The organism is Halomonas sp. ALS9 (assembly GCF_001651035.1).
Classification (GTDB): domain Bacteria; phylum Pseudomonadota; class Gammaproteobacteria; order Pseudomonadales; family Halomonadaceae; genus Vreelandella.
On record NZ_LXRG01000054.1, the window covers coordinates 148,889 to 174,620 of the forward strand.

The 25,732-nt window shown below is 55.4% G+C and carries 21 protein-coding genes; 8 read left to right on the top strand and 13 right to left on the bottom strand.

Annotation, left to right across the window (positions count from 1 at the left end):
- Positions 1-124: 124 nt before the first annotated feature.
- From A6R74_RS02300 to A6R74_RS02310, 3 genes are all read left to right on the top strand, one after another.
- A complete protein-coding gene (locus tag A6R74_RS02300; RefSeq protein WP_064232852.1) occupies positions 125-1,021 on the top strand; it encodes a LysR family transcriptional regulator in 897 nt (298 codons plus the stop codon).
- 106 nt (positions 1,022-1,127) lie between these two features.
- Entirely contained in the window at positions 1,128-2,009 is an 882-nt protein-coding gene (locus A6R74_RS02305) for an acyltransferase (protein WP_064232853.1), read from the top strand.
- Between the two features lie 116 nt (positions 2,010-2,125).
- Entirely contained in the window at positions 2,126-2,923 is a 798-nt protein-coding gene (locus A6R74_RS02310) for a LysM peptidoglycan-binding domain-containing protein (protein ID WP_064232854.1), read from the top strand.
- Positions 2,924-3,017: 94 nt separating this feature from the next.
- Here A6R74_RS02310 and gcvT read toward each other — a convergent pair whose 3' ends face one another.
- Complete coding sequence (gcvT, locus tag A6R74_RS02315) at positions 3,018-4,130, bottom strand: glycine cleavage system aminomethyltransferase GcvT (RefSeq protein WP_064232855.1); 1,113 nt, start codon at positions 4,128-4,130, stop codon at positions 3,018-3,020.
- Positions 4,131-4,276: 146 nt separating this feature from the next.
- Positions 4,277-5,686, bottom strand: coding sequence for an alanine/glycine:cation symporter family protein (locus tag A6R74_RS02320; protein WP_064232856.1), 1,410 nt, complete (start codon positions 5,684-5,686; stop codon positions 4,277-4,279).
- A 406-nt stretch (positions 5,687-6,092) separates the two neighbouring features.
- Here A6R74_RS02320 and gcvH point away from each other — a divergent pair, with 406 nt between their 5' ends.
- A complete protein-coding gene (gene gcvH / locus A6R74_RS02325) occupies positions 6,093-6,482 on the top strand; it encodes a glycine cleavage system protein GcvH (protein WP_064232857.1) in 390 nt (129 codons plus the stop codon).
- 97 nt (positions 6,483-6,579) lie between these two features.
- A complete protein-coding gene (gcvP, locus tag A6R74_RS02330; protein WP_064232858.1) occupies positions 6,580-9,474 on the top strand; it encodes an aminomethyl-transferring glycine dehydrogenase in 2,895 nt (964 codons plus the stop codon).
- A 76-nt stretch (positions 9,475-9,550) separates the two neighbouring features.
- Here the strand turns inward: gcvP and A6R74_RS02335 are convergent, their stop codons facing one another.
- Positions 9,551-10,456, bottom strand: coding sequence for a LysR family transcriptional regulator (locus A6R74_RS02335; protein ID WP_064232859.1), 906 nt, complete (start codon positions 10,454-10,456; stop codon positions 9,551-9,553).
- Between the two features lie 241 nt (positions 10,457-10,697).
- Here A6R74_RS02335 and ppnN point away from each other — a divergent pair, with 241 nt between their 5' ends.
- The 3 genes from ppnN (at position 10,698) to A6R74_RS02350 (ending at position 13,269) form a co-directional block, all read left to right on the top strand.
- The gene (gene ppnN, locus A6R74_RS02340) at positions 10,698-12,080 is read left to right on the top strand and encodes a nucleotide 5'-monophosphate nucleosidase PpnN (RefSeq protein ID WP_064232860.1); all 1,383 of its coding nucleotides are present in this window, start codon (positions 10,698-10,700) and stop codon (positions 12,078-12,080) included.
- Positions 12,081-12,187: 107 nt separating this feature from the next.
- Complete coding sequence (locus A6R74_RS02345) at positions 12,188-12,922, top strand: sulfite exporter TauE/SafE family protein (RefSeq protein WP_064232861.1); 735 nt, start codon at positions 12,188-12,190, stop codon at positions 12,920-12,922.
- Positions 12,923-13,068: 146 nt separating this feature from the next.
- On the top strand, positions 13,069-13,269 hold the full coding sequence (locus A6R74_RS02350) for a hypothetical protein (protein WP_064232862.1): 201 nt from the start codon (positions 13,069-13,071) through the stop codon (positions 13,267-13,269).
- 115 nt (positions 13,270-13,384) lie between these two features.
- Here the strand turns inward: A6R74_RS02350 and A6R74_RS02355 are convergent, their stop codons facing one another.
- From A6R74_RS02355 to A6R74_RS02400, 10 genes are all read right to left on the bottom strand, one after another.
- On the bottom strand, positions 13,385-14,218 hold the full coding sequence (locus tag A6R74_RS02355; RefSeq protein ID WP_306460301.1) for a DUF6694 family lipoprotein: 834 nt from the start codon (positions 14,216-14,218) through the stop codon (positions 13,385-13,387).
- Positions 14,219-14,333: 115 nt separating this feature from the next.
- Positions 14,334-15,323 carry a GTP 3',8-cyclase MoaA gene (gene moaA, locus A6R74_RS02360; protein WP_064232863.1) on the bottom strand — a complete coding sequence of 330 codons (990 nt, stop codon included), beginning with the start codon at positions 15,321-15,323 and terminating at the stop codon, positions 14,334-14,336.
- Positions 15,320-15,727 carry a putative zinc-binding protein gene (locus tag A6R74_RS02365; RefSeq protein ID WP_064232864.1) on the bottom strand — a complete coding sequence of 136 codons (408 nt, stop codon included), beginning with the start codon at positions 15,725-15,727 and terminating at the stop codon, positions 15,320-15,322. Before A6R74_RS02365 ends, moaA begins: the two co-directional genes overlap by 4 nt.
- A 53-nt stretch (positions 15,728-15,780) precedes the next feature.
- Positions 15,781-17,043 (bottom strand): molybdopterin molybdotransferase MoeA, encoded by a 1,263-nt coding sequence (locus A6R74_RS02370; RefSeq protein ID WP_064232865.1) that lies wholly within the window; start codon positions 17,041-17,043, stop codon positions 15,781-15,783.
- Entirely contained in the window at positions 17,040-17,618 is a 579-nt protein-coding gene (gene moaB / locus A6R74_RS02375; RefSeq protein WP_064232866.1) for a molybdenum cofactor biosynthesis protein B, read from the bottom strand. Before moaB ends, A6R74_RS02370 begins: the two co-directional genes overlap by 4 nt.
- Positions 17,619-17,666: 48 nt before the next feature.
- Positions 17,667-18,488, bottom strand: a complete 822-nt coding sequence (locus A6R74_RS02380; protein ID WP_064232867.1) for a peptidylprolyl isomerase — start codon at positions 18,486-18,488, stop codon at positions 17,667-17,669.
- 138 nt (positions 18,489-18,626) lie between these two features.
- Positions 18,627-19,319 carry a respiratory nitrate reductase subunit gamma gene (gene narI / locus A6R74_RS02385; RefSeq protein WP_064232868.1) on the bottom strand — a complete coding sequence of 231 codons (693 nt, stop codon included), beginning with the start codon at positions 19,317-19,319 and terminating at the stop codon, positions 18,627-18,629.
- Between the two features lie 10 nt (positions 19,320-19,329).
- Positions 19,330-20,133: a nitrate reductase molybdenum cofactor assembly chaperone gene (narJ, locus tag A6R74_RS02390; protein ID WP_064232869.1), complete on the bottom strand. Its 804-nt coding sequence runs from the start codon at positions 20,131-20,133 to the stop codon at positions 19,330-19,332.
- On the bottom strand, positions 20,126-21,688 hold the full coding sequence (gene narH / locus A6R74_RS02395; RefSeq protein WP_064232870.1) for a nitrate reductase subunit beta: 1,563 nt from the start codon (positions 21,686-21,688) through the stop codon (positions 20,126-20,128). The genes narJ and narH overlap by 8 nt, the downstream gene beginning before the upstream one ends.
- On the bottom strand, positions 21,685-25,482 hold the full coding sequence (locus A6R74_RS02400; RefSeq protein ID WP_064232871.1) for a nitrate reductase subunit alpha: 3,798 nt from the start codon (positions 25,480-25,482) through the stop codon (positions 21,685-21,687). Before A6R74_RS02400 ends, narH begins: the two co-directional genes overlap by 4 nt.
- Positions 25,483-25,732: the final 250 nt, after the last annotated feature.

Genomic DNA, 25,732 nt, shown 5'->3' on the forward strand with positions numbered 1-25,732 from the left:
TGGTACGTGTTTTAGGTGGTACGTGAACCGAATCTTACGATAGTGCCAGTGTTGTGCGAGATGATATATTTGTTAAGTTTGTTTTTCTTATCAATTTATTTTTAAAACTTATAAAAGGCCTTTTATGACCGTCAAACAGCTACGCGCCTTTCTGGCGGTCGCCCAAACCCTTAGTTTTACCCAAGCCTGTGAACGGCTGCACCTATCTCAACCGGCGCTAAGCCTGGCGATTAAAGGCTTGGAGGAGTCCCTGGGCGGCAAACTGCTGATTCGCAGCACCCGTAGCGTCAGATTAACCCCAGAAGGCGAGTCACTGCTACCGCTAGCCAAACATCTACTGGCTCAGTGGGACAATACCGAGGAGCGTCTTCGCCAACGCTTCACACTTCAATTGGGGCGACTCAGCGTCGCGGCGATGCCTGCGTTTGCCTGCAACCTGCTCCCTGCAGCGTTGGTTAAATTTCGCCAGCAGTACCCCAAAATCAACATTACCGTGCACGATGTGATCAATGAGGAAGTCACCGCCATGGTGCGCTCACGTCAGGTCGAAATGGGGATCGCTTTTTCACCTGAAGGTACTGGCAGCCTACTGTTTACGCCGCTATTTGAAGATCATTTTGTGGCCGTTGTGCCGCCTGACTCTGCGTTAATCCAGGCCACTCAGCTCAACTGGACGACCCTGCTCAACCACGATTTCATTACTCTTCAACGCCCCTCCATGGTGCGTCGTTTACTAGAGCAGGAACTGGGTAAACAGCATATGGAGCTAGCGGTGGCCTTTGAAAGCCACCAACTGTCCACTGTGGGAAGAATGGTAGCCGATGGTCTGGGCGTCAGCGCGGTGCCTTCCATGTGCATTCGTCAAATGCACGAGCTAGGTGCCCGCTGTATACCACTGACAGCGCCCGCTATTTCTTGCCGGGTCGGCATTTTGACCCACCAAGAGCTTTCCGTTGCCGCTCATGCACTGCGCACTGTGTTGCTTAAGACCGTCCAAGCGCCCTCACTCCCTCTCAACTAACGCCACACTAGGTTGATGAGATGCACAGGGTTTCTGCTGGGCAGCGTGGCTAGGATCATTTAGCATTCAGTATTACGCTATTGGTCTGACGGTAAGGAAACGCGGTATGCCTATTTTAAAGGGGCTGGTTAGCGCACTGCTGCTAACGCTCAACACGCTGTTTTGGGGCGTACCTCTCATTTTGCTGACGCTACTGAAAGTTATTGCCCCAGGGCAACGGCTACAACAGGTAGTACTGCAGGGACTGAATGGCGTCGCGCTAAATTGGATAGGTGTAAACCTTTGGTGGATGCGACACTGGCTTAAGCCAGTGCTACACGCCAGCGTACCCGATAACTTGAGCCCCCATCAGTGGTGGCTGGTGATCTCCAATCATCGCAGCTGGACTGATATTTTTATGCTGTTGATGGCGTTGCATCGACGAATTCCCATGCCACGCTTTTTTCTAAAGCGTCAATTAATCTGGATCCCCATTGTAGGGCTGGCTTTTTGGGCGTTAGAGTTCCCCTTTATGCGGCGTTTTAGCCGTGAACAAGTCGCAAAAAATCCAAAACTGGCCACCATTGATCGTGCTGCTACCGAGCGGATGTGTCAGCAGGCGCGGCTCTCACCCATTGCGATTTTTAATTTTGTCGAGGGCACCCGCTTCTCGGTTATCAAACGCGATGCCCAGCAGAGCCCCTACCGCCATTTATTACGCCCCAAGGCGGGCGGCATTGCCCAGGTACTTAGTCTGCTAGGCAACCAATTGGATGGTATCCTAGATGTGACGATCAGCTACGCCAATCCTTCACCGACGTTTTGGGGCTTTTTATGCGGCAAGGAAGCCCCCGTCACATTACAGGCACGGCAACTCAGCATTCCTGAGTGGATGTACGCATCAGATAACCACGAAGAAAAGCAGCATAAGGAACGCTTCCACACATGGATCAATGCACTCTGGTTGGAAAAAGATGGCATGCTGGACAGCCGAACCGATCACGACTAACGGGTTGGCTCACTGTCTGCCTGTTAGCGGGACTACTGACCGGCTGCTCCAGCGCTCCTCCATCATCATCCCAGCGAGCGGCCGCGCCTAGCGCCAGCCAGATTAGCGGCGACTGGGTGCAAGTACAGCGTGGTGATACGCTGGGTAAACTGGCGACCCGAGCTAACGTGCCACTAGAACGCTTGCAGCGCTTTAACCCTGGCGTCGATGCACGGCGCCTGGAAGTTGGCCAACGCCTGCTAATTCCCACCCAGCAAGAGCGAGCACCTTCCGGCGGCCCCTACCGCTACCAAATCCGTCCTGGCGATACGTTTTCAAGCATCGCCCGGCATTTTGGCACGACCAGTGGCCGCATCCAGGGTGCCAACCCTAGTGCCTCTCCCACTAGCTTGAGAATCGGCCAAGTAATCAGCCTGCCGCTTGGCGGTTCTGCGCCACGCAGCTCATCGCAACGTCCGCCGAGTAGCAGTGGTTCTTCCAACGCTAACAAGCCTGCCGTTGCGCCCACCAGTAGTCCGCCCAGCCAGGCATTGCCCTCTTCCGCCAGGCGCTGGCCCTGGCCATTGGATGATTATCGTGTGGTTCGCCGCTTCGGGCCGGACAGCCGGGGCACCCTACAGCCCATGCTGCTGGCTACTCAGGCTGGCGCCCAAGCTAAGTCCGTCGCCCCCGGCGAGGTGCGCTTTGCCGATGGCATGCGCCAGCTAGGTGAAGTGGTGATTGTGCATCATGCTGATAATTTGCAGACCGTATACGCCCTTTGCGAGCGCATTTTGGTTGAAGTGGGTAAGCAGGTAAGCGCGGGAGACCCACTGTGCGAAGTAGGTCAAAGTAGTGCTACTCAGCGCTATGATTTACTCTTTGACCTGCGCCAAGGCGGCAAACCCATCGATCCCAAGCAGGTGTTGCGCTAAAACACTCGTTTGATAATGCCTTCCTTAGTAATACAGCACTCTATCAAAAAGCGGCCCCTGTTTATGTAGGGGCCGCGGGTAGGAGAGCGCGTTTCTAACCGCGATAGTAGCCAGGTTTCACAAATGGCATAGGGGTTACCACCATAGGTAACTGCTTACCGCGAACTACCGCGAACACGGCACTTTGCGGCGCTTCCAGTTCGCGACTGACATAGCCCATCGCCACCGGTTTACCGACGCTTGGGCCAAAACTGCCGGAGGTCACTATCCCGACCTCATTGCCCGCCTCGTCAACCAACGGCGCCCCCTCACGCACTGGCGCGCGGCCTTCAGCTAATAACCCAACACGCTTGCGGGTATGGTCTTTGGCATCGACCTGATGAAGAATCACATCAGCCCCTGGAAAACCGCCAGGCCGATCACCATCACGGCGACGCGGCTTGCCGATTGCCCAGATCAGACCCGCTTCCACCGGCGTGGTTTGCTCATTCATATCATGTCCGTAAAGGCATAAACCCGCTTCCAAACGCAGCGAGTCACGCGCTCCCAGGCCAATCGCTTCGACTTCGGGCTCTGCGAGAAGCTGCTCAGCTATGGCTTCACAGGCATCGGCTGCGACAGAAATCTCAAAACCATCTTCACCGGTATAGCCACTGCGGCTTACCCATACCTCCTGCCCAGCAATGGCGAAACGTCCATGCTGCATAAACACCAGCTCACAGGCTTCAGGGCAAAGCCGCTGCATGACATCCCGCGCCTGGGGCCCCTGCAGCGCCAGCAAGCCACGATCTAACGGCTCGATTGTATGGGTTGATGCCAAATTTAGGCGTAGGTGCGCCAGGTCTTGATCCTTACAGGCCGCGTTGACTACTAAATAGAAGTGATCGCCTGCGTTGACCACCATTAGGTCGTCAAGAATGCCGCCTTCGTTGTTGGTAAAGAGCCCGTAACGCTGCGCGCCCTTTTCGAGCCCCACCAAATCAGCGGGGATTAGGGTTTCTAGGGCCTCGGCCACATTATCGCCAGAAACACTAATCTGCCCCATATGGGAGACATCAAACAGGCCGCACTTTTGACGGGTGTGCTCATGCTCTTTTTTGACCCCCAGCGGATACTGCACCGGCATATCGTAGCCTGCAAAAGGCACCATCTTGGCACCCAGCATAAGGTGCAACGCGTGCAGCGGCGTTTGCTTTAATTCGGACATGGGGGGATTCCTCACTTAAAAATTGTTAACTTAAAAATGCTTAGCTTAAAAAAGAGAACGGGAAGCCACTGGTTAAGTGTCTTCCCGACTCTACTGTTATTCACGTCTTGTCTTCACCTACAGCGCTTATTAACACGCTGCGGGTATTATTGATCGTGATCCAGCTCTTCACCCGGCAGTACGTCTTTGCCGTCGAAATAGTCCTTGGTTAGCTTAAAGACTACCGGTGAAAGCAGTGCCAAGGCAATTAGGTTCGGGATCGCCATCATGGCGTTGAAGGTATCCGCCATGAGCCAGATAAAGCCTAGTTGCGCGATAGCGCCCAGCGGGATGGCCAGTACGAACAGCACTCGGTAGATCATAATTGAGCGCGTGCCAAACAGGAACTGGCAGCACTTCTCGCCGTAAAATGACCAGCCTAGGATGGTGGTAAAGGCAAAAATGGCCAACGCAATTGCCACGATCTGATTACCAAAGCCAGGCAGTGCAGCGTCAAACGAGAGCGCTGTTAGCGACGCACCGGCTTCGCCGTCAATCCATACCGTTGAGGTCAAAATCACCAGCGCGGTAATCGTGCATACAATAATGGTATCGATAAAGGTACCCAGCATCGCGATTAGGCCCTGGCGCACCGGATTTTTGGTTTTTGCCGCCGCGTGCGCGATAGGCGCACTACCCAAACCCGCTTCATTAGAGAAAATACCGCGCGCCACACCAAAACGAATCGCCGCCATAACCGCCGCTCCGGCAAAACCACCGGCCGCCGCCATGGGGTTGAAAGCGTAGTAGAAGATCAAACCAAAGGCCTCACCGATCTGCCCGGCATTGATGATCAATACCAGCAGGCCAGCCACTACGTAGGCAATGCCCATAATGGGCACCAGCTTGCCCGCTACTTTAGCAATGCGCTTGATACCGCCCAGAATCACCGCGCCCGCCAACACCATAATGACCACACCCGTGAGCCAGTGCGGCACACCGAAGGTGGCGTCCATAGCATCAGCAACAGAGTTGGACTGAACGGTATTGCCGATGCCAAAGGCAGCGACGGCGCCAAAGAATGAAAATAGGCCGCCCAACCATAGCCACTTTTTACCCAGGCCATTTTTGATGTAGAACATCGGCCCACCCACATGGAAACCCGTACTGTCAGTTTCACGATAACGCACGGCCAGCACTGCTTCGGCAAACTTAGTAGCCATCCCTACCAGTGCGGTAATCCACATCCAAAACACAGCGCCGGGGCCACCTAATGCAATGGCCGTGGCAACACCGGCAATATTACCGGTGCCGATGGTCGCAGAGAGCGCGGTCATCAAGGCGTCAAAAGGCGATATTTCACCTTCGTCAACCTCTTTGGCTGGCACTGCTTTACCCACCCCAGGTTTTGCATCACGGCCCGCCCACATTAGCTTGAAACCCATGCCGAGCTTTCTTATCGGCATCAGTTTCAAGCCAAGCTGCAGGTAAATCCCCACACCGAGTAGCAGAATCAACATGACGGGCCCCCAGACCACGCCGTTGATTGCCCCTAAAAGGCTAGTTAATGCTTCCATGTTCATTTCCTCGCTTTGTTGGTATGCAATTATTGGTATGCAATGGTGGTGTGTAGTGTTGGTCGGTTACCACATCTTGGTTATATCTGACGTCGCTATTGCTGATTAGCATAGGATGTGAATGTTTTACACCATAAACTTAGCAAGCATCTAGGGTGATGTCGCTTGCGCATAGAGGATACCGCTTTTTTCACAACTCTCTACCCTGCGCAAACCCTGCGCTACATCGCCTGAATAGCTTGCTGCTAAGGGTTAACCATGGAGCAACGAAGAAATTTGTTTCCGATTGGAAACACGTTAACATGCTTGTTTATTGGCTCGTCCTGCCCTAGCCACTATTCGCCAAGGCGAGCGACAACCGTTAGTATGCTCGGGCCCAGAAAACTGTTTCATATAGGAAAACATCATGAGCAATCTTCCTGCCAATCTCCGTTACGCTGAAAGCCACGAATGGGTGCTGGATAATCAAGACGGCACAGTTACCGTAGGCATTACTGATCACGCCCAGCAAGCGCTAGGTGATGTCGTGTTTGTTGAACTGCCTGAAGTAGGTACAGCGCTAAGCAAAGGTCAAGAGTTTGGCGTTATCGAATCGGTCAAAGCCGCTTCTGATCTTTACTCGCCGGTTGTTGGCGAAGTCATCGAAGTCAATGACGCCCTTGAAGACGCCCCCGAAACGGTCAACGAAGCGCCTTATGAAGGTGGCTGGATTATGAAAGTGCGCTTAGACAGTGACTCCCTTGATGGCCTGCTAGATGCAGATGCCTATCAAGCAACGCTAAGCGCTGACGACTAAAGGCGGTAACTAAATCATATTTAAGAGCCTGCCCTTTATGGTGGGCTCTTAGCCTAACGCCCTGCACGGTTCTCTCTTAACGTCCGGAATCTTCTTCATGTCTCTTGAAACACGCCGTCTGGCCGAGCTGGCCGATCACGATGCTTTTATCAAACGCCATAATGGTCCCAGTCAAGATGACGTGGCCACCATGTTAAAAGCGCTCAACATGCAGCACATGGAAGATCTGATTGAACAGACCGTGCCGAGCGATATTCGTCTTGGCCGCGAGCTAGCGCTTGATGAACCGCGCAGCGAAGCAGAAGCACTAGAGTACCTAGCCCAGCTAGCGCGGCAGAACCGCGTGGCTAAGAGCTATATTGGCCAGGGCTATTACGGCACCCATATGCCCGCGGTGATTCAGCGCAACGTATTGGAAAACCCAGGCTGGTACACGGCCTACACCCCCTACCAACCTGAGATTTCTCAAGGCCGCCTGGAAGGCTTGCTTAACTTCCAGCAAGTGGTCATGGATTTAACCGGCATGGAGCTGGCGAATGCATCGCTGCTCGACGAAGCCACCGCCGCCGCCGAAGCCATGGCGCTGTGTAAGCGTGGCAATAAGAAAAGCAAATCCAACGCTTTTTTCGTCGCCGACGACGTTTTCCCGCAAACGCTGGACGTGGTCAAAACCCGCGCTGAGTTCTTTGGCTTTGAGTTAATCACCGGGCCTGCGGAAGAGCTGGCCAACCACGATGTCTTTGGGGCGCTTGTACAGTACCCCTCCGCCAGTGGTGAAGTGCGCGATCTGGCACCGCTATTAAGCGCCGCGGCTAAGCGCAATATCATGACCTGTGTCGCCAGCGATCTTTTGAGTCTGGTGCTGCTTAAAGAACCCGGTCAGCTCGGTGCGGATATTGTGGTGGGTAACTCCCAGCGCTTTGGCGTACCCATGGGCTTTGGCGGCCCCCATGCGGCGTTCTTTGCTACATCCGACAAGCTCAAGCGCTCGATCCCTGGGCGTATCATCGGCGTCTCCAAAGATAGCCGTGGCAACACGGCGCTGCGCATGGCGATGCAGACCCGCGAGCAGCATATCCGCCGCGAGAAAGCGACCTCTAACATCTGCACTGCCCAGGCGCTCCTGGCCAACATTGCCGGCTTTTACGCCACTTATCATGGCGCTGAAGGCCTGCGCAAAATTGCTGGCCGCGTTCACCGCTTGGCGACCCTGCTTGCCGAAGGCCTCAAGCAGGCAGGTATAACGCTCGCCCATGATAGCTGGTTTGATACACTGCGCTTGACCGGCATTGACGCTGGCAAGATCCATGGCCGCGCCATGACCCATGATATTAATTTGCACTACTTCGACAATGGCGATGTGGGCATCAGTCTGGATGAAACCACCACCGCCCGCGACGTAGCAACGCTGTTTGACGTACTGCTGGGTGACGAGCACGGTCTGGCCGTTGCTGTTCTGGACGAGCAGGTAGTGGCTAACGGCGCTACAGGCATTCCCGCTGCCTGTAAGCGCGAAAGCGGCTTCTTGAGTCATCCCACCTTTAGCCGCTACCGCAGCGAGACCGAAATGCTGCGCTACTTGAAGCGTCTGGAGAATAAGGATCTGTCGCTTGCCCATGCAATGATTCCGCTCGGCTCCTGTACCATGAAGCTCAACGCCACCAGCGAGATGATCCCCGTTTCCTGGCCATCGTTTGCGCATCTGCACCCCTTCGCACCCCGCGATCAGGTAGCTGGCTATCACCAAATGATCGACGAGCTCTCGGCCTTCCTGGTCGAAGTCACCGGTTACGATCATCTCTCGATGCAGCCCAACTCCGGCGCTCAGGGTGAATACGCAGGCTTAGTGGCAATTCGCCGCTACCAGGCGGCCCAGGGTGAGGGTCATCGTGATGTCTGCTTGATTCCCAGCTCCGCCCACGGCACCAACCCAGCCTCGGCAGCCATGGTGCAGATGAAAGTAGTGGTGGTCGAGTGTGATCAAAACGGCAATATCGACATGGCTGATTTACGCGCTAAAGCCGAGCACCATCGCGATCAGCTCTCAGCCATCATGCTGACGTATCCTTCCACCCATGGTGTGTTTGAAACCAGCGTGCGCGAAGCGTGCAAGGTTGTTCACGACAACGGTGGTCAGGTGTATATCGATGGCGCCAATATGAACGCCCAGGTCGGCTTAACCCGCCCCGGCGATTTTGGCGGCGATGTGTCTCACCTTAACCTGCATAAAACGTTCTGTATTCCCCACGGTGGCGGCGGCCCGGGCATGGGGCCTATCGGCGTTAAAGCCCACCTTGCGCCCTACGTTTCCAACCATGTGGTAACACCGATCAATGGCGTCAACACTGATAGCGGTGCGGTCTCGGCAGCGGCTTTCGGCAGCGCCTCTATTCTGCCGATCTCCTGGGCCTACATTAAGATGATGGGCGCCCGCGGTCTGCGTGAAGCCACCGAGCTTGCCATCCTAAACGCCAACTATATTGCCAAGCGTTTGGAAGCGTCATTCCCGATTCTCTACCGCGGTCAGAACGGCACGGTTGCCCATGAATGCATTATCGATATTCGTCCGCTCAAAGCGGCCTCAGGGATTAGCGAGGAGGATATCGCCAAACGCTTAATGGATTACGGTTTCCACGCTCCGACCATGTCGTTCCCGGTGCCGGGCACTCTGATGATCGAACCGACCGAATCTGAGTCACTGTATGAAATTGACCGCTTCTGCGATGCGATGATTGCCATACGAGAAGAGATTGGCCGGGTAGAGAGCGGCAAATGGCCGTTGGATAACAATCCGCTGGTCAATGCGCCGCATACCCAAGCGGATCTAATGGATAGCGACTGGCAGCGGCCTTATGACCGCCAGTTGGCCGCTTTCCCGACCGCAGCTGTCCAAGCGTCTAAATACTGGCCAGCCGTTAACCGTGTTGATAACGTGTTTGGCGACCGTCAGTTAATCTGCTCCTGCCCCAGCATCGATGAATATCGTGACTAACGGCATAGCTGGCAAGATATGAAGCGATAGCGCTTTAAATAGCGCTGGAAGTAACAAGAACACCCTTGGTGCCTTCTCAATTAGACGGCACCAGGGGCGTTTTTTCTTGTAGACGCTGAGCGTGAAAACCGTCTAACAGCTTCTCGTAGCGCTTGGGCAGCACCGAGTCACGGCGACGCAGCAAATAGAGCACCTCATTGACCGCATTGGGCAAGTTCAGCGCTTTTACCTGGCGCTGCCAGGGTGAGGTTTCCAACACCAGTCGCGACACCACGGTAAAGCCTAACCCCCTGGCCACGGCATCCAGCACCATGCTGACTTCGTTGGTAAAGCCTTGATGACGAAAATGGGTCATGGAGCGAAACTCGTCGGGGTAATTCGCGCGCAGCAACGCATTGGCGTGGTTAATCCCGTCGTAATAATTGAGAAAGCCGATGCCCATTAAATCTGACAGCGTGCTGCCTGCAAAATCTGCAGGTACCACCAAGCAGAGCGGCTCTTCATGCCAAATAGAGCAATTAAGTTCAGGGTGGCGCATTGCCTCGGTGACTATTCCGATGTCATAACGCCCTTCGAGCAGGTCATTAACGATCTCGTGGTTAAACGCAAAGCTATAGTTGACCGTTAAATTAGGGTGCATTTGCTGCTGCCCCAATATGTACGGATAAAACATCAGGCCAACGCTGCCCGGCGAAGCAATGCGACAGTCGCCGCTATCCAAGGAGTCATCGTCTAACCCGTGACGGAACTGCTCATGCTCAGCAAATAGCTTTAAAGCGTAATCGTAAGCACGCCGCCCCGACTCAGTTAGTGTAAAGCTGCGCCCTTTGCGCTCTAGCAGCTCTTTATTTAAATAGTCTTCTAACTTGCGTACATGCTGGCTTACGCCCGGCTGGGTCATTTCTAAGCGTTGCGCCGTACGGGTAAAGCTGCCTGTTTCAACAAGCGTAATAAAAGTACGAAAATAGTGGGCATTGAACATAGTGAAGCGCCATGGTCTTTGATAACGGTCTTTAGCAGCCCTCTGTGAGAACACGCTTTAGGCAACAGTTTAGTAACTAAAATTTAGTAACTAACAAAAATTACAAAAAGCGCTATTGCCGCCGTTCTATAAAATATGCCTAATAATAGCACAGCCAGGCGAGCCAGCCGCTGCGCTGTACCGACCGCTTGGGCGTGGTAGTATGCCAAAAGACATCAAACGATTAGGGACAGCCCCGCTAATGACCGAAAACTTTCAACCTCGCGCCACCCTTTCCAGTATCATTTCCCCCGAGGGAAGCCTCGAAGTACTCTCTCAGCATGAAGTTAATCGGCTGCACAAAACGTCTCAAAGCGGTCTACATGACCTGCTTCGGCGCTGTGCGTTGGCAGTACTCAATTGCGGCAATCCCAGCGACGATAGCTTGGCTATTTTAGAAGCCTATAAAGATTTTGATATTGAAGTGTTGCAGCAAGACCGTGGCATTCGCTTAAAGCTAACTAACGCGCCCGCCGAAGCCTTTGTTGATGGCCGAATGATCCGCGGTATCCGCGAACATTTATCCTCGGTCATTCGCGATATTGTTTACGTCTACAACGAGATTCAACACCACAATCGTTTCGACCTTAGCACCGGAGAAGGCACCACCAACGCAGTTTTCCATATTCTGCGCAAAGCGGGCACGCTAAAACCCGGCCGCGACCCTAGCATGGTGGTGTGCTGGGGCGGTCACTCTATCTCCCGGGAAGAGTACGAATATACCAAAGATGTGGGTTACCACTTGGGTCTGCGCGATTTAGATATTTGTACGGGCTGTGGCCCTGGCGCAATGAAAGGCCCCATGAAGGGCGCAAACGTAGCCCATGCTAAGCAGCGCCGCAAGGAAGGTCGCTACTTAGGTATTTCAGAGCCCGGCATTATCGCTGCCGAAGCGCCTAATCCCATCGTCAATGAGCTGGTGGTCATGCCAGACATTGAAAAACGCTTAGAAGCCTTTGTGCGCCTAGGCCATGGCATTATCGTGTTCCCCGGAGGAGTCGGCACTGCGGAAGAAATTCTCTATTTACTGGGTATTCTGCTGCACCCCAGCAACAAGGATATTCCCTTCCCGTTAATTTTCACCGGCCCCGCCAACTCTGCCGCCTACTTTCAAAAGATTGACGAGTTCCTGGTGTATACCCTGGGTGAAGAAATTCGCCGCTACTACACCATTATTACTGGCGATCCCGTCGCGGTGGCACGCACCATGCGTCACGGTATCGATGAAATCGCTGAGTTCCGCCGCACCCATCAGGATGCTTTCTACTACAACTGGCGATTGACCATTGCGCGTGATTTTCAGGCTACCTTTGAGCCAACTCATGACGCCATGCGTGCCTTAGCACTACACCGCCAGCAACCCACCCATGAGCTCGCCGCTAACCTACGCCGCGCTTTCTCAGGGATCGTAGCAGGCAATGTCAAAGAACCCGGTATCCGTGCCATTGAAGCTCATGGCCCGTTTGTGCTGACTGCAGAGCCCGAACTGATGCAGCGTCTAGATGAGCTCCTCACTTCTTTCGTGGCCCAAGGTCGCATGAAGCTCGATGGCCAACATTATGTGCCCTGCTATGTACTGAAATAACTGTACTGAAATAACTGTACTGAAATAACAGCGCTAAATCCTGAACGAACAATACGCACAGTTGCCGATTGAGTGACGGCTGTGCGTTAAAGGGATCGAGTAGCCTTATGCTATTAATTGCGTTTATAGCACTGCTAGTCGCAGGTATCGTCAAAGGGGCCATCGGCTCAGGCGTACCGGTTATTGTCGTGCCCATTCTCACCATGCTGTACGACGTTCAACTCGCTATCGCCTTACTAGTCGCGCCTAACCTATTTAGCAATGCCTTACAGGTATGGCAATATCGACGCCACTTATTACCCTTACGCTTCTTGGCAGCGTTCTCCATTGCTGGTGGGCTAGGCATTGTGCTGGGCACTTGGGGATTAGTGGTTTTATCTCCCGATGTACTGTCACTGGGTGTTGCAGGAGTGATAGTGGTTTACCTGATCATCAAAGTAATGAAACGTCGCATCGCCCTGCCTTTTACTATCGCTGCGCGACTAGTGATTCCCATTGGGCTACTCGCTGGCGTGCTTCAAGGTGCGGCAGGCATGTCAGCGCCCGCTTCAGTTACGTTTCTCAATGCGATGCAGTTAAAGCGTGACGTATTTATTGGTTCAATCTCGGTTTTCTTCGTCGCCATTACCATCGTTCAAATACCGGCGCTTTTAAACACAGGTATTTTAACCCTAGAACGCTTTCTGTTTAGTATCCTTGCCCTTGTGGTGATACTCGCCGCCATGCCACTAGGCGCTCGCCTGGGCAATCGGCTGCCCCATCGCTGGTTCGATAATTTGGTTATGCTGCTGCTAGCGAGCATCGCCGGTAAGATTTTTATCGATACACTGATAGCCAGCTAGCCCCACGGAAAGCCTTCTCTACTCTTTTTCTCACGTCTTTCTATCACTTCAGCTAAACAATGTTGGGAACCAAGTCAGGTAAAAGTGGCCAGAATAGCTACACTGAGTGGGCATTACCTCACAATTGACCTTGAAAGGAACTCAACATGTCGATGATTAACCAGCTAAGAGATGTAAAAACCAAAGATTTCGCCAAGCACTGTTATGAAAGCAGCAGCGTCGATAAGCTGCGCGAGGCGTCGGAAGGCGGCGCTGACCAGGCAGAAATGGAGCATTGGGGTATAACCGAAGGACAGTGGGAAGAGGCAATTGTTGCCGCCCTCGCCGACCATGAAGCCAAAGAGTAAGTAGCCTCGCTGATTTAACGCAACCTAATAAATGAAGCTATCTTAACGATGCGTACGCCCTATCGGATAACCGATAGGGCGTTTTAGCTTGTGCAGCACTCACACCACACTAGACTTATTTCACACCTGAAAGGGCAACGCCACCATACTCCTCCCGCAGACGCTCAAGCCTGGCCAGCTCGTGCTCCGTGAGCTCAGGGGAGTCCCACAATGGCTGCTCGTCAAGCCCCTTCAGCCCTTTCAAGGTGATTGTCAATTCTGCATCGCTGGGTATTTGAGCATTTCCCCATGGGCCAAAGCGATTAGGCGCTAGGCTCCACGCCAGCGTTTGTCCCGGCTCAATGCCACCAGGCACGACGTAGTAGAAAGACTCATCCACCCACGGCGCTGAGCGATCTGGGCTAGTCACAACGCCCCTCAACAAAAGCTCAGAAATGGCCTGATCCGTGCTATTGGTCACTTCAAGATCAATCACAGGCTCCGGGGCGCCATAAGGGCTTGCGCCAATGTAATAGCGAGCGCTATCAATGGTAAACCGCGCTAACTGCTGCTGGTCGCTGGCGGCTTTTGCGCGCCTCTCTTCCAGCCGTTTTAAGGTACGAATTGCATGCTCGCGTTCGCGTGACCGGCGCTCGCGCAGAATCTGATCGGCACGCTGGATCACCTGATCCCCCGTTAACCCATGCATCTGCGTATTCGCTGTTTCGGCGATCTCAGCGGCATTCATGCGGTGAGGGTTGAGAATATCGATACCGTTAAACGACGTCGATGTGGCGATGATGATCAACCCTTGATCAAACTCATCGCGCTTATAAGAGGGCAACGCGTTACGTACTTCCTCAACGGAGACCACCGACGCAGGCATGGAGCTAGTGTCAATTTTGGGATCTGAACAACCAGCTATCATCAGTACTGATAGTGATATTGCAGACAGCCTTAGGCTCCACATACAATCACCTCAAAGCAGGCAGATAAAAATTGCTGAGGAGCTTAACGGAAAGCGCAATTAACCACTACCCCTGGTAGTTTAGAACTAGGTAGTTAAGAGCATTGACCTAATCGTATTACCCACCTGTTGCATTCATAAACCTCACTATTTGAACATCCCCATCCGTGGTGAAGTGGTGCCGCTCTGGCTTTTTCTTCATTGCCGCCACAATGCGGGTCTTAAGCCGCTGGATATCCCCCGGATAACGGCGCATGACGGCGCGTAAATCTACCGAGTGCTCATTACCCAGGCAAAGGAGTAGCCGCCCTTCCGCCGTAACCCGAACACGGTTACAGGCGCCACAGAAATTGTGGCTATGGGGAGAGATGAAGCCAATCCGCGATTGGCTGTCTGCCATACGATAATAACGGGATGGCCCCAGGGTGGTCTTGGTGGTGGGTAAGAGTTGATAATGCTGCGCTATAGTCTCATGCACCGTATCGGTGGAAAGAAAGGTTTCACCACGGTTATGCTCGCTGATAGCACCTAGCGGCATTTCTTCGATAAAACTGATATCCACTTCCTCATTCCGGGCAAAGTTTACCAGGTCGAGGATTTCGTCATCATTACGCCCCTTGAGTAATACGGCGTTGAGTTTGATGGAATCAAAACCCGCTTGGCGAGCTGCGCGAATACCCGCGATCACTTGACTAAGGTCGCCCGTACGGGTCAAGACTTTAAAGCGCTCTGGCTTGAGCGAATCGAGGCTGATATTGAGCCGATTAAGCCCGCCCTGTCGCAAAACGCTGGCATGTTTGACCAGCCCAGAGCCGTTGGTGGTCATGGCCAGTTCGCCCAAGCCTGCCAATTTGCCGAGTTTTTCCACTAACGTTAGCACCCCTTGGCGTACTAACGGCTCACCACCGGTCAGGCGGATTTTCTCTACGCCCAGCTCGACGAATGCTTGCGACAGCTCAGCTATCTCCTCGAGGGTAAGCAGTTGGGCACGCGGCAGAAAGGTCATTTCCTCCGCCATGCAATAAACACAGCGGAAATCACAGCGGTCAGTCACCGAGATGCGCAGGTAACGTACCGTCCGGCCATAGCCATCGACTAACTTACTCATTCTGCGGGCTCCTCTACCTGGGAACTGGCATTAACAGGCAGCCTGGCAATGAGCCCTTTCACCTCTGCGGTGACGTCGGAGATGGTTTGCTCATCATAAAATTGGCCTCGCCGCTTGCGGAGTCCATTCTCATACAATTTTACATGCTCAGTGGGAATCACCCCCGCCTGGGAGAGACAGAAACTAGCACAGTGCATCTGACAGCCATCAATAGCCACGATAGGACGCCCGGAACGGGCAATGCGCACCAGGCCCGGCACGCCGCCCCCGACACCGGCAATACAGGACATTTCTGCTGCTCCTGCATGATCCAGGCGAAGGGCTACACTATTGGCAAGTTGCGCTACATCAGAGCAGCCGGAGCAGGCATAAATCAGTGTGCGAGGTTTGTGATGTGAAGACATACCCTCTCCTATAGAAACAGACGTCATCAGCGGCCACTAACTAAAAAAACGCTTCAAACGGCGAACTGATTGATGGGGTAGTAGTGGTAGGCACTCCCTTCCGCCACGTCGGTATCAGGATGTACCATTAAATAGCCGTGGGCCTGGCTCGCCGCACTGAGCATATGCGAGCCCTGCCCACCCGCTAACTGCGCCACCGGCAGCTCTCTTGCCCAGTCCAGCACCACCCTTAACAGCTCACAACGCCCCCTGGGGCCGCACTGAGAAAAGCCTGCCTTAACAGGATAACTCTGCAACGCAGCGACACTTCTACCTTGCATGGCATGGATAAACGGCAGCGCCAGCAGTTGCCAGCCCACCAGGGACGCCACTGGGTTGCCCGGCAGCGCGATTAACGGAGTGGAAGAGTAAGGCGCCGCACCTAGATAGCCGAACGCAAAGGGTTTTCCTGGTTTCATGGCGACCCCATGTAAATGTAGCCCGCCGCGCTGCTCTATTACCGGACGCACGTGATCCTCCTCACCTACCGAAACGCCTCCGCTGCACACCACCACATCCGCAACGGCTTGTGCGTGTTCAAAGGCCTGATGCAGTGAATGCGGTGAATCCGCGATGACGCCCAGATCCAGCACATCGCACTGCGCTTGCGCGAGCAGCACGTTAAGCATGGCGCGATTGCTGTCGTACACCTGCCCTGGTGATCGCGCAGTTCCTGGGGCAATCAGCTCATCGCCGGTTGAGAGCAGCGCCACCCGCAGGCGCCGTTTGACGGACACCGTGTTAATTCCATGACTTGCCAGCAGTGCAATGGATGCAGCATCAAGAGACTCACCTTTAGCAAGTAGCGGGGTGCCCATGCGGGTCTCCTCGCCTTGACGGCGAATATTAGCGCCTGCGGACAGCTTACCTTCAAGATGGATATGCCCGCGCTGATCAAGGATGGCCCGCTCTTGCGGTACCACGATATCAGCCCCCACCGGCACCGGCGCGCCGGTAAAAATACGCGCGCAGCCCCCTTCAGGAAGCAGCAATACCCCTGCCCCCGCAGGTACGCGCTGAAGAACCGGCAAACCAGCCCTATCAGGTACGGCCTGGTAGTCAGCTAGACGCAGCGCATAGCCATCCATAGCGCTGTTGTCCACCCCCGGCATATCGAGAGGCGCGACAACCGTTTCTGCCAATACCCGCCCCGCCGCCTGTTCAAGGGTGACATTTTCTACTGCATTGGTTGGCGTGGCTGCGTCAATAAGCCGTTGGCGTGCCTCAAACAGATCTAATAAGCCGGGGGTTACTAAGTCAGCGCATTGACAGTTCATAAGTGTTCCACATCACTGGGAAGGCTCGCTTCGTGACGTCCTCTGCACGGGGTCACTGAAGGGAGCACCATGGCGGCAAAGTTGCAGGGACGAGTGCGGGCGTCCAATTGCAAAGAGATAATTCTGTCCCACGCTAAGGCACACGCCTTAGGCGAGCCAGGCATCGCAAACACCATCGTTTGATTGGCCACCCCCGCTACGGCGCGGGACTGAATTGTCGCAGTGCCGATCGCCTTCAGGGAGTAGTGCCGAAATAGCTCCCCATATCCCTCAATTGCTTTATCGAAAAGAGGTATCAAAGCTTCAGGAGTGGTATCTCGGGTAGTAAAACCAGTGCCGCCATTAACCAGAATCGCGTGGATATCTGCTCGCGCAATCCATTCCGAGACCACGGCGCGAATCTGGTAGATATCATCGACAACGATGCGCCTCTCCACCAGAACATGGCCGCTTTCATTTAGATGATTAACCAGCAGGTCACCGCTGCCATCTTCATCGAATCCACGCGTATCGGAAACCGTTAGCACCGCGATGCCAAGCGGAGCGAAAAATGCATCTACAGGAACATGGGACATCAAGCCTCTCCTCTTAGCCTTACTATTGCATCAAGCTATTGCCTCAAGCTATTGCATCAAACTGCCGCCAGCATCGTCGTCCAGCACAATGCCCTCGACGCCTATGTCGCTCTCTAACGCCAGTAAATAGTGGCGCAACGCCCGTCGAGTTGCCTGTTCCCGTAGGCTATGACGCACTCGGTCGATGACCTGATCGAAAGGTAACGCCCGGCCTTCACGGCGCTCGTCAATACTCACCACGTGCCAGCCATAGCGAGACGCCAAAGGGCGCTCGTATAGACCTTCCGGCAAGTGCTGCAAAGCGCGGTCAAGCTCCGCAACGGTCTGCCCCGACACCAGCCAGCCCAAATCACCATCCAGCTCTTTGGAAGGACACGCGGAGTGGTGTTGAGCAAATTCGGCAAACCGTTCGGGTATTTGATTAAGCTGTTCGAGTAGCTTTTCGCCAAGCTGGTACGCTTCGTCGCGACCCAAGGAGTCATCCGGCGCTGCGGCGAGCAGAATATGCCGAACGCGTAACTGGGTCGGTTCGCTGAAACGCTCACGGTGGGTGTCAAAAAAGCGGCGGCAGTCTGCCTCTCCCGGCTCAGGCACCTCAAGCTCCTGTTCGAGCAAAGCAGCAATCGCCGCATCCTCTTGCGCTTCGGTAGCTTCCTGCATCGACAGTAGGCCCAGAGCGTTAGCCCGCTGGCGCAGCAGCTCTCTGACCACCAACGCACGAGCCGCCTGAAGCTGAGCCTCCCCCGCCGTTTCGGCGGGGTGATACTGCATCTCTAATGCAATCGTTTCCTCATCGATACTGGCGTCGCCGACACGTACTGGGGGCGGAGCAACTCCCCCAGGTAGCTGTTCGATATCAATCATCTGCATGTTATTTCTCCTCTATATAAAACTGAGCGTGCGAAGGCCAGACTAGGCGGAGATCGGAGAAAAAGCGGAGTTTACGAGTTTGTAAATGAGCATTTTGAGCCGATCTCCAACAACGTATGGCCGAGCATAAGCCAGTTTTTAGCCACGACGGCGGACAAGCTGATAACGCCGGGTAACATAACCAAACGGCGCGCTCCACACATGCACCAGCCGCGAAAATGGAAACAGCAGGATGATGGTCAGGCCGATAAAGATATGCAGTTTGTAGATCCACGAAACTTCCTGCATATAGTCCGCCGCGCCGCCGCTGAAGAAGACGATGGACTGCGCCCAGCTGGAGAGGGTCAACATCATCTCACCGTCCATATGGCCCAACGAGAAGATGATGGTCACCATGCCAAGGCACGCCTGCAGGACAATTAAGCCCAGGATCAAGGTATCCATCATGCTCGACGACGCCTTTATACGTGGGTTGGCCAGACGCCGATAGAGCAACATGGCACCGCCCACTACGCACATGGCGCCAGCAATACCGCCCACCACGATGGCCACTAGCTGTTTAGTACCGGCGTGCAGGAACGGTTCATAAACCCAGTGCGGTGTGAGCATGCCCACAAGGTGGCCAAAGAAAATCACAATGATACCGATATGGAACAGGTTGCTGCCCAGGCGCATGTGCTTGGAGGACAGCATCTGGCTGGAACCGGTCTTCCAGGTGTACTGACCATGATCAAAACGCAGCAGACTACCCAGCAGAAACACCGTGCCAGCGAGATAGGGGTAGTAACCGTAGATCAGATGGGTTAAGTAATGCGCAATCGCGTCATTCATAGCGGTTCTCCTATTGACGATTGGCAGAAGGGGACGGCGAGGTGGCCGTCATAATGCGAACAGCCTCGCTCTTAACGGAATTTTTACGCTCAGCAAGACGACGGCCTTCAGCAGACTGCAGCGCGCAATCCTCATCAGAGGTTGCCGAGAAGCGCACCGCTTCTTCTTCCCATACAGCGTCCAAGGCTTCGGGGGTGTTATCAGGCACTTCTTTCTTGACCTGGGGCCGATGCTCCTCGACATCGCCCTCGGCGCCGATTAACGCCAATAGTGACAGCGGTACCAGCGCGTGATCCGCTCCCCGCTCCTCCAGTCGTGCCGTCAGCAACGCCAGAATATGGCGTATTTCGCCCAGCCAACGGCCGATCTCGGCTTCATCGCACAGCGAAAGGTACTCAAGAAACACCGGTAGATGATCGGGCAGTTCCCGGGCATCCAGCTCGAAACCGGCCGCGCTGTACTCGGCCATTAAATCCACCATGGCCTGGCCACGGTCACGGGATTCACCGTGAACGTGCTCGAACAGTAGCAGCGAGGTAGCTCGTCCCTTATCGAACAGAGCCACATACTCGGCCTGCAGCTCAAGCAGGTCGCCCTCTTGAAGACGCTGACACCACGCCATTAGCGACGATTTGAGAGCCGCCCCCAGGCGGCGCTCGGCATTGAGAATTTCGATGAGTTCGCCGCAGGCGTCCTGCAGTTCCTGGGTCGGGTAATCGAGCAAACGGGCCAGTACGCGTAGGCTTCGCATGCCCTGCAGCGGCTCGAACAACGGCTCTACCGGGGCCGGCGATTGGATAGCGGCTTCAGTCATGACGCGACTCCTCAAGTTGTGGCTGCGGGTCGTAGACCTCTACCGGTTTTACCAAAACGCTGGTCTGCTTACGGCCATTAAACAGGTTGGGCTGGCTCTCACCGTGGCACCCATCACCAAAGGTAAAACCGCATCCACCCCGTTCGGGGAAGGCTTCGGTGGCCATTTCACGGTGGCTGGTAGGGATCACGAAGCGATCCTCATAGTTGGCAATCGCCAGGTAGCGGTACATCTCTTCCACCTGAGCGACACTCAACCCCACGGTATCGAGCACTTCGGCGTTGGCGGCGCCCTCCACGTGCTTACCGCGCATGTAGACCCGCATTGCCATTAAGCGCTTGAGTGCCAACACCACCGGCTCTTCCTCGCCAGCAGTCAGCAGGTTGGCCAAGTACTTCACCGGGATACGCAGCGACTCAATCTTGGGCAGGATGCCGTCGAACTCCACATGCCCGGCCTCGGCGGCGGACTGAATCGGCGACAGTGGCGGCACATACCACACCATTGGCAGCGTGCGGTATTCCGGGTGCAGCGGCAGCGCCAGCCCCCAGTCGATCGCCATCTTGTAGACCGGAGAGGCCTGGGCAGCTTTGATGACGTTATCCTGGACACCATCCCGTTTAGCCTGGGCAATCACTTCCGGATCATTGGGATCAAGGAAGATCTCGCGCTGGCGATGGTAGAGGTCGCGCTCGTCCGGCGAACTTGCCACTTCCTCGATGCGGTCAGCGTCATAAAGCAGGACACCGAGATAACGAATACGGCCCACGCAAGTCTCGGAGCAGATGGTCGGCTGACCGGCCTCGATACGTGGGTAGCAGAAAATGCACTTCTCGGATTTACCGCTTTTCCAGTTGTAGTAAATCTTCTTGTAGGGGCAGCCGGAGATGCACATCCGCCAGCCGCGGCACTTGTCCTGGTCGATGAGAACGATGCCATCCTCTTCCCGCTTGTAGATCGCACCGCTGGGGCAGGACGCCACGCAGGTGGGGTTCAAGCAATGCTCGCAGAGGCGCGGCAGATACATCATGAAGGTGTTTTCGAACTGGCCGTAAATATCCGCCTGCACCTTGTCGAAGTTGGCATCTTTGCGCCGCTTGGCGAATTCAGTACCGAGGATCTCTTCCCAGTTGGGGCCCCATTCGATCTTTTTCATGCGCTGGCCGGAGATCAGCGAGCGGGGACGCGCCACCGGCTGGTGCTCACCAATCTTGGCGGTATGCAGGTGCTGGTAGTCGAACGTGAACGGCTCGTAGTAGTCGTCCATTTCGGGCAGGTCGGGGTTGGCGAAGATATTCGCCAACACCCGCCATTTGCCACCAATGCGCGGTTCAATCCGGCCGTCGTTACGGCGCATCCAGCCGCCCTTCCACTTGGCTTGGTTCTCCCACTCTTTGGGATAGCCGATGCCGGGCTTGGTCTCGACGTTGTTGAACCAGGCGTACTCCATGCCTTCCCGACTAGTCCAGACATTTTTGCAGGTCACCGAACAGGTGTGGCAACCGATACACTTGTCAAGGTTGAGAACCATGCCTACCTGGGAACGAATCTTCATTTCACGGCCTCCTGAGCACTGTTCTTCTGAACACTGTCATTGCCTTCACCATCCAGCCAGTCAACGTGTTTCATCTTGCGCACCAACACGAACTCATCGCGGTTTGAGCCGACAGTGCCGTAGTAATTAAAACTGTAAGAGAGCTGCGCGTAGCCGCCGATCATATGGGTGGGCTTGGGGCAGACACGGGTGACCGAGTTGTGAATCCCGCCTCGGGTGCCGGTGACCTCAGAGCCAGGCACGTTCACGTTGCGCTCCTGAGCGTGGTACATCATCACCATGCCCGCCTTGACTCGCTGGCTGACCACAGCCCGCGCGGCAATCGAGCCGTTGGCGTTGTAGACCTCGATCCAGTCGTTGTCCTCGATATCGATCTCCGCTGCATCCGCCTCGGAGAGCCACACCACCGGGCCGCCGCGGTTAAGCGTCAACATCAGCAGGTTGTCCGAGTAGGTGGAGTGGATACCCCACTTCTGGTGCGGTGTGAGGAAGTTCAGCGCCTTGCTCTTGAAACCGTTGTCGGCGGGCAGCGTAAAGCCCTTGGCCGCCTTGGTATCGATGGGTGGGCGATAGACCAGCAGGCTTTCACCAAACGCGCGCATCCAGGCGTGATCCTGATAGAACTGCTGACGCCCACTCACGGTGCGCCAGGGAATCAGCTCGTGAACGTTGGTATAACCGGCGTTATAGGAGACGTGTTCATCCTCAAGGCCAGACCAGGTCGGGCTGGAGATGATCTTGCGCGGCTGAGCGACGATATCGCGGAAGCGGATCTTCTCTTCGTGCTTGGGCCTCGCCAGGTGCGTGTGATCACGCCCGGTAATCTTGGAGAGTGCATCCCACGCTTTTACTGCCACGGCGCCATTGGTTTCCGGGGCCAGGGTCAGAATCATCTCGGCGGCATCGATAGCGCTGTCGATCAACGGGCGGCCTTTATGCGGGCCATCCAACTTACGATGGTTGAGTTTGCCCAGCAGCTCCACTTCAGCATCAGTATTCCAGGCGATACCCTTGCCGCCGTTGCCGATACTTTCCAGCAGCGGCCCCACAGAGGTGAAACGCTCATAGGTTTCGGGATAGTTGCGCTTGACCTCAATCAGTGATGGCATGGTTTTGCCGGGAATCGGCGCGCATTCGCCCTTCTTCCAATCCATCACCGCCGGTTGGGCCAACTCCCCTGGCGAGTCGTGCTGCATCGGCAGCGTGACCAGGTCGGTCTCCTCGCCCAGGTGGCCTACACATACCTTGGAGAAAGCTTTGGCAATACCCTTGTAAATATCCCAGTCGCTACGCGACTCCCAAGCCGGGTCGGTGGCGGCGGTCAAGGGGTGAATAAAGGGGTGCATATCAGAGGTGTTAAGGTCGTCCTTCTCATACCAGGTCGCCGTAGGCAGCACGATGTCCGAGTAGAGGCAGGTGGTGGACATGCGAAAATCCAGCGTCACCAGCAGGTCGAGCTTGCCTTCCGGCGCCTCGTCATGCCACACGACTTCTTCGGGCTTCTGGCCGCCGAAGTCGCCCAGGTCTGTGCCCTGAATACCGTGGCGGGTACCCAGCAGGTACTTGAGCATGTACTCGTGGCCCTTACCGGAGCTGCCCAGCAGGTTGGAGCGCCAAATGAACATATTGCGTGGGAAGTTCTCCGGTGCATCCGGGTCTTCCGCGGCAAAGCGCAGTTCACCACTCTTTAGCTGCAGCACCGCATAGTCGGAGGTGGACATACCCGTGGCTTCGGCTTTTTCCGCCAGGCGCAGCGGGTTAGTGTCCAGTTGTGGTGCTGACGGCAGCCAGCCCATGCGCTCAGCACGCACGTTAAAGTCGATCAGGCTGCCGGGGTAATCCTCGGCCTTGACCAACGGCGACAGGATCTCCTTGATCTCGAGCTTCTCGTAACGCCACTGGGAGGAGTGACTATAGAAGAAGGAGGTAGAATTCATATGGCGGGGTGGGCGCTGCCAGTCAAGGCCAAAGGCCAGCGGCGTCCAGCCTGTTTGCGGGCGCAGTTTTTCCTGACCTACATAGTGGGCCCAGCCGCCACCGCTTTGACCGATACAGCCGCACATCACCAGCATGTTGATCAGGCCGCGGTAGTTCATGTCCATGTGGTACCAGTGATTCATACCGGCACCCACAATGATCATGCTACGTCCGTTGGTTTTATGGGCGTTATCGGCGAACTCCCGGGCAATGCGGGTACACTGCTCTGCCGAGACGCCGGTGATTTTCTCCTGCCATGCCGGTGTATAGGGGCGAATCTGATCAAACGAGGTCGCGCCGTCGTCTTCGCCGTCGCCGATAAAGCCACGGTCGATACCGTAGTTGGCACACATCAGATCAAAAACGGTGACCGCCAGCATTTCACTGCCATCGGCTCTCTTCAGCCGCTTGGCGGGCAAATTGTGGAACAGTAGGTCATCGGCGGCGCCAACACCGGCCCCTTTGACGTGTTCAAAGTGTTCGTGCTCGATGCCACCGAAGTAGGGGAACGCTACCCGCGCCACGCTATCGTGATGGTTGGCCAGAGTTAGTAGCGGCTTGATCTCGGTGCCGGCGGCGTCCAGCGATTCCAGGTTCCACTTGCCTACTTCGTCGCCGGTTTCGCCCCAACGGAAACCGATGGAGCCACGCGGCACCACCAGCTGATCGCGGGTTTCGTCCCAAGCGACGGTTTTCCACTCAGGGTTGTTCTCCTGCCCCAGGGCGGCATCGAAATCGCTGGCCCGCAGCTGGCGGCCGGGCACAAAGCTGCCATCTTCACGCACTTCCAGCTCCACCAGGAACGGCATATCGGTATAGCGGCGCACATAGTCGGTGAAATAGGTGCTGGGGTTCTCAAGGTGAAACTCCTTGAGGATGACGTGGCCCATGGCCATCGCCAGAGCAGCGTCGGTGCCCTGCTTGGCGGACAGCCACTCATCGGTGAGTTTGGAGACTTCGGCGTAGTCCGGAGTGATCGACACCGTCTTGGTGCCCTTGTAGCGCACTTCGGTGAAAAAGTGGGCATCCGGGGTACGCGTCTGGGGCACGTTAGAGCCCCAGGCGATAATGTAGCCAGAGTTGTACCAATCCGCTGACTCGGGTACATCAGTCTGTTCGCCCCAGGTCATCGGTGAGGCGGGTGGCAGGTCGCAGTACCAGTCGTAGAAGCTCATGCAGACGCCGCCAATCAGCGACAGGTAGCGGCTACCTGCGGCGTAGCTGACCATCGACATGGCAGGAATCGGCGAGAAGCCGATGATCCGGTCAGGGCCGTACTGCCTCGCGGTGTAAACGTTAGAGGCCGCGACCAGCTCGTTGAGCTCGTCCCAGTTACCGCGAACGAAGCCGCCCATACCGCGGGCACGCTTGTACTGCTTGGTCTTGGCGGGGTCTTCGACAATCGACGCCCAGGCGTCGACCGGGTCAGGATGCGCCTTCAGCGCTTCGCGCCACAGGGCCAGCAACGGCTTGCGGACTAATGGATACTTAAGCCGGTTGGCACTGTAGAGGTACCAGGAGTAGCTGGCACCGCGTGGGCAGCCCCGCGGCTCATGGTTAGGCAGGTCAGGACGTGTGCGGGGATAGTCGGTCTGCTGGGTTTCCCAGGTAACCAAACCGTTCTTAACGTAGATCTTCCAGCTGCAAGAGCCAGTACAGTTCACCCCGTGGGTGCTGCGTACCACTTTGTCGTGTTGCCAGCGGGCACGATAACTATCTTCCCACTGGCGGGATTCGCTGCGTAGTTCGCCGTGTTCGTTGGCAAAAGGCTCGCGGGACTTGCGGAAGAAATTCAGCCGATCTATGAAGTGACTCATGGTCGATCTCCAGGCTCCTCGGAAATTTGCATACCCGTCAGGCGGGTTCCATGGAGTGGATTCTGCGCGATCGAACAGCGGATTACTGCGTGATTACCTCCATATACACCCTATCTACCCACAAGGTGATAGAGCGGCCAACGTAAAGGAATAGACAGTTGGCGCTGTTGAAATAACAACGTGAATTACAGCGTGCGCGAGGGCTGACTTTTGCAAAACCAGATGTGCTTGCAGGCCTCAACCACGTTTA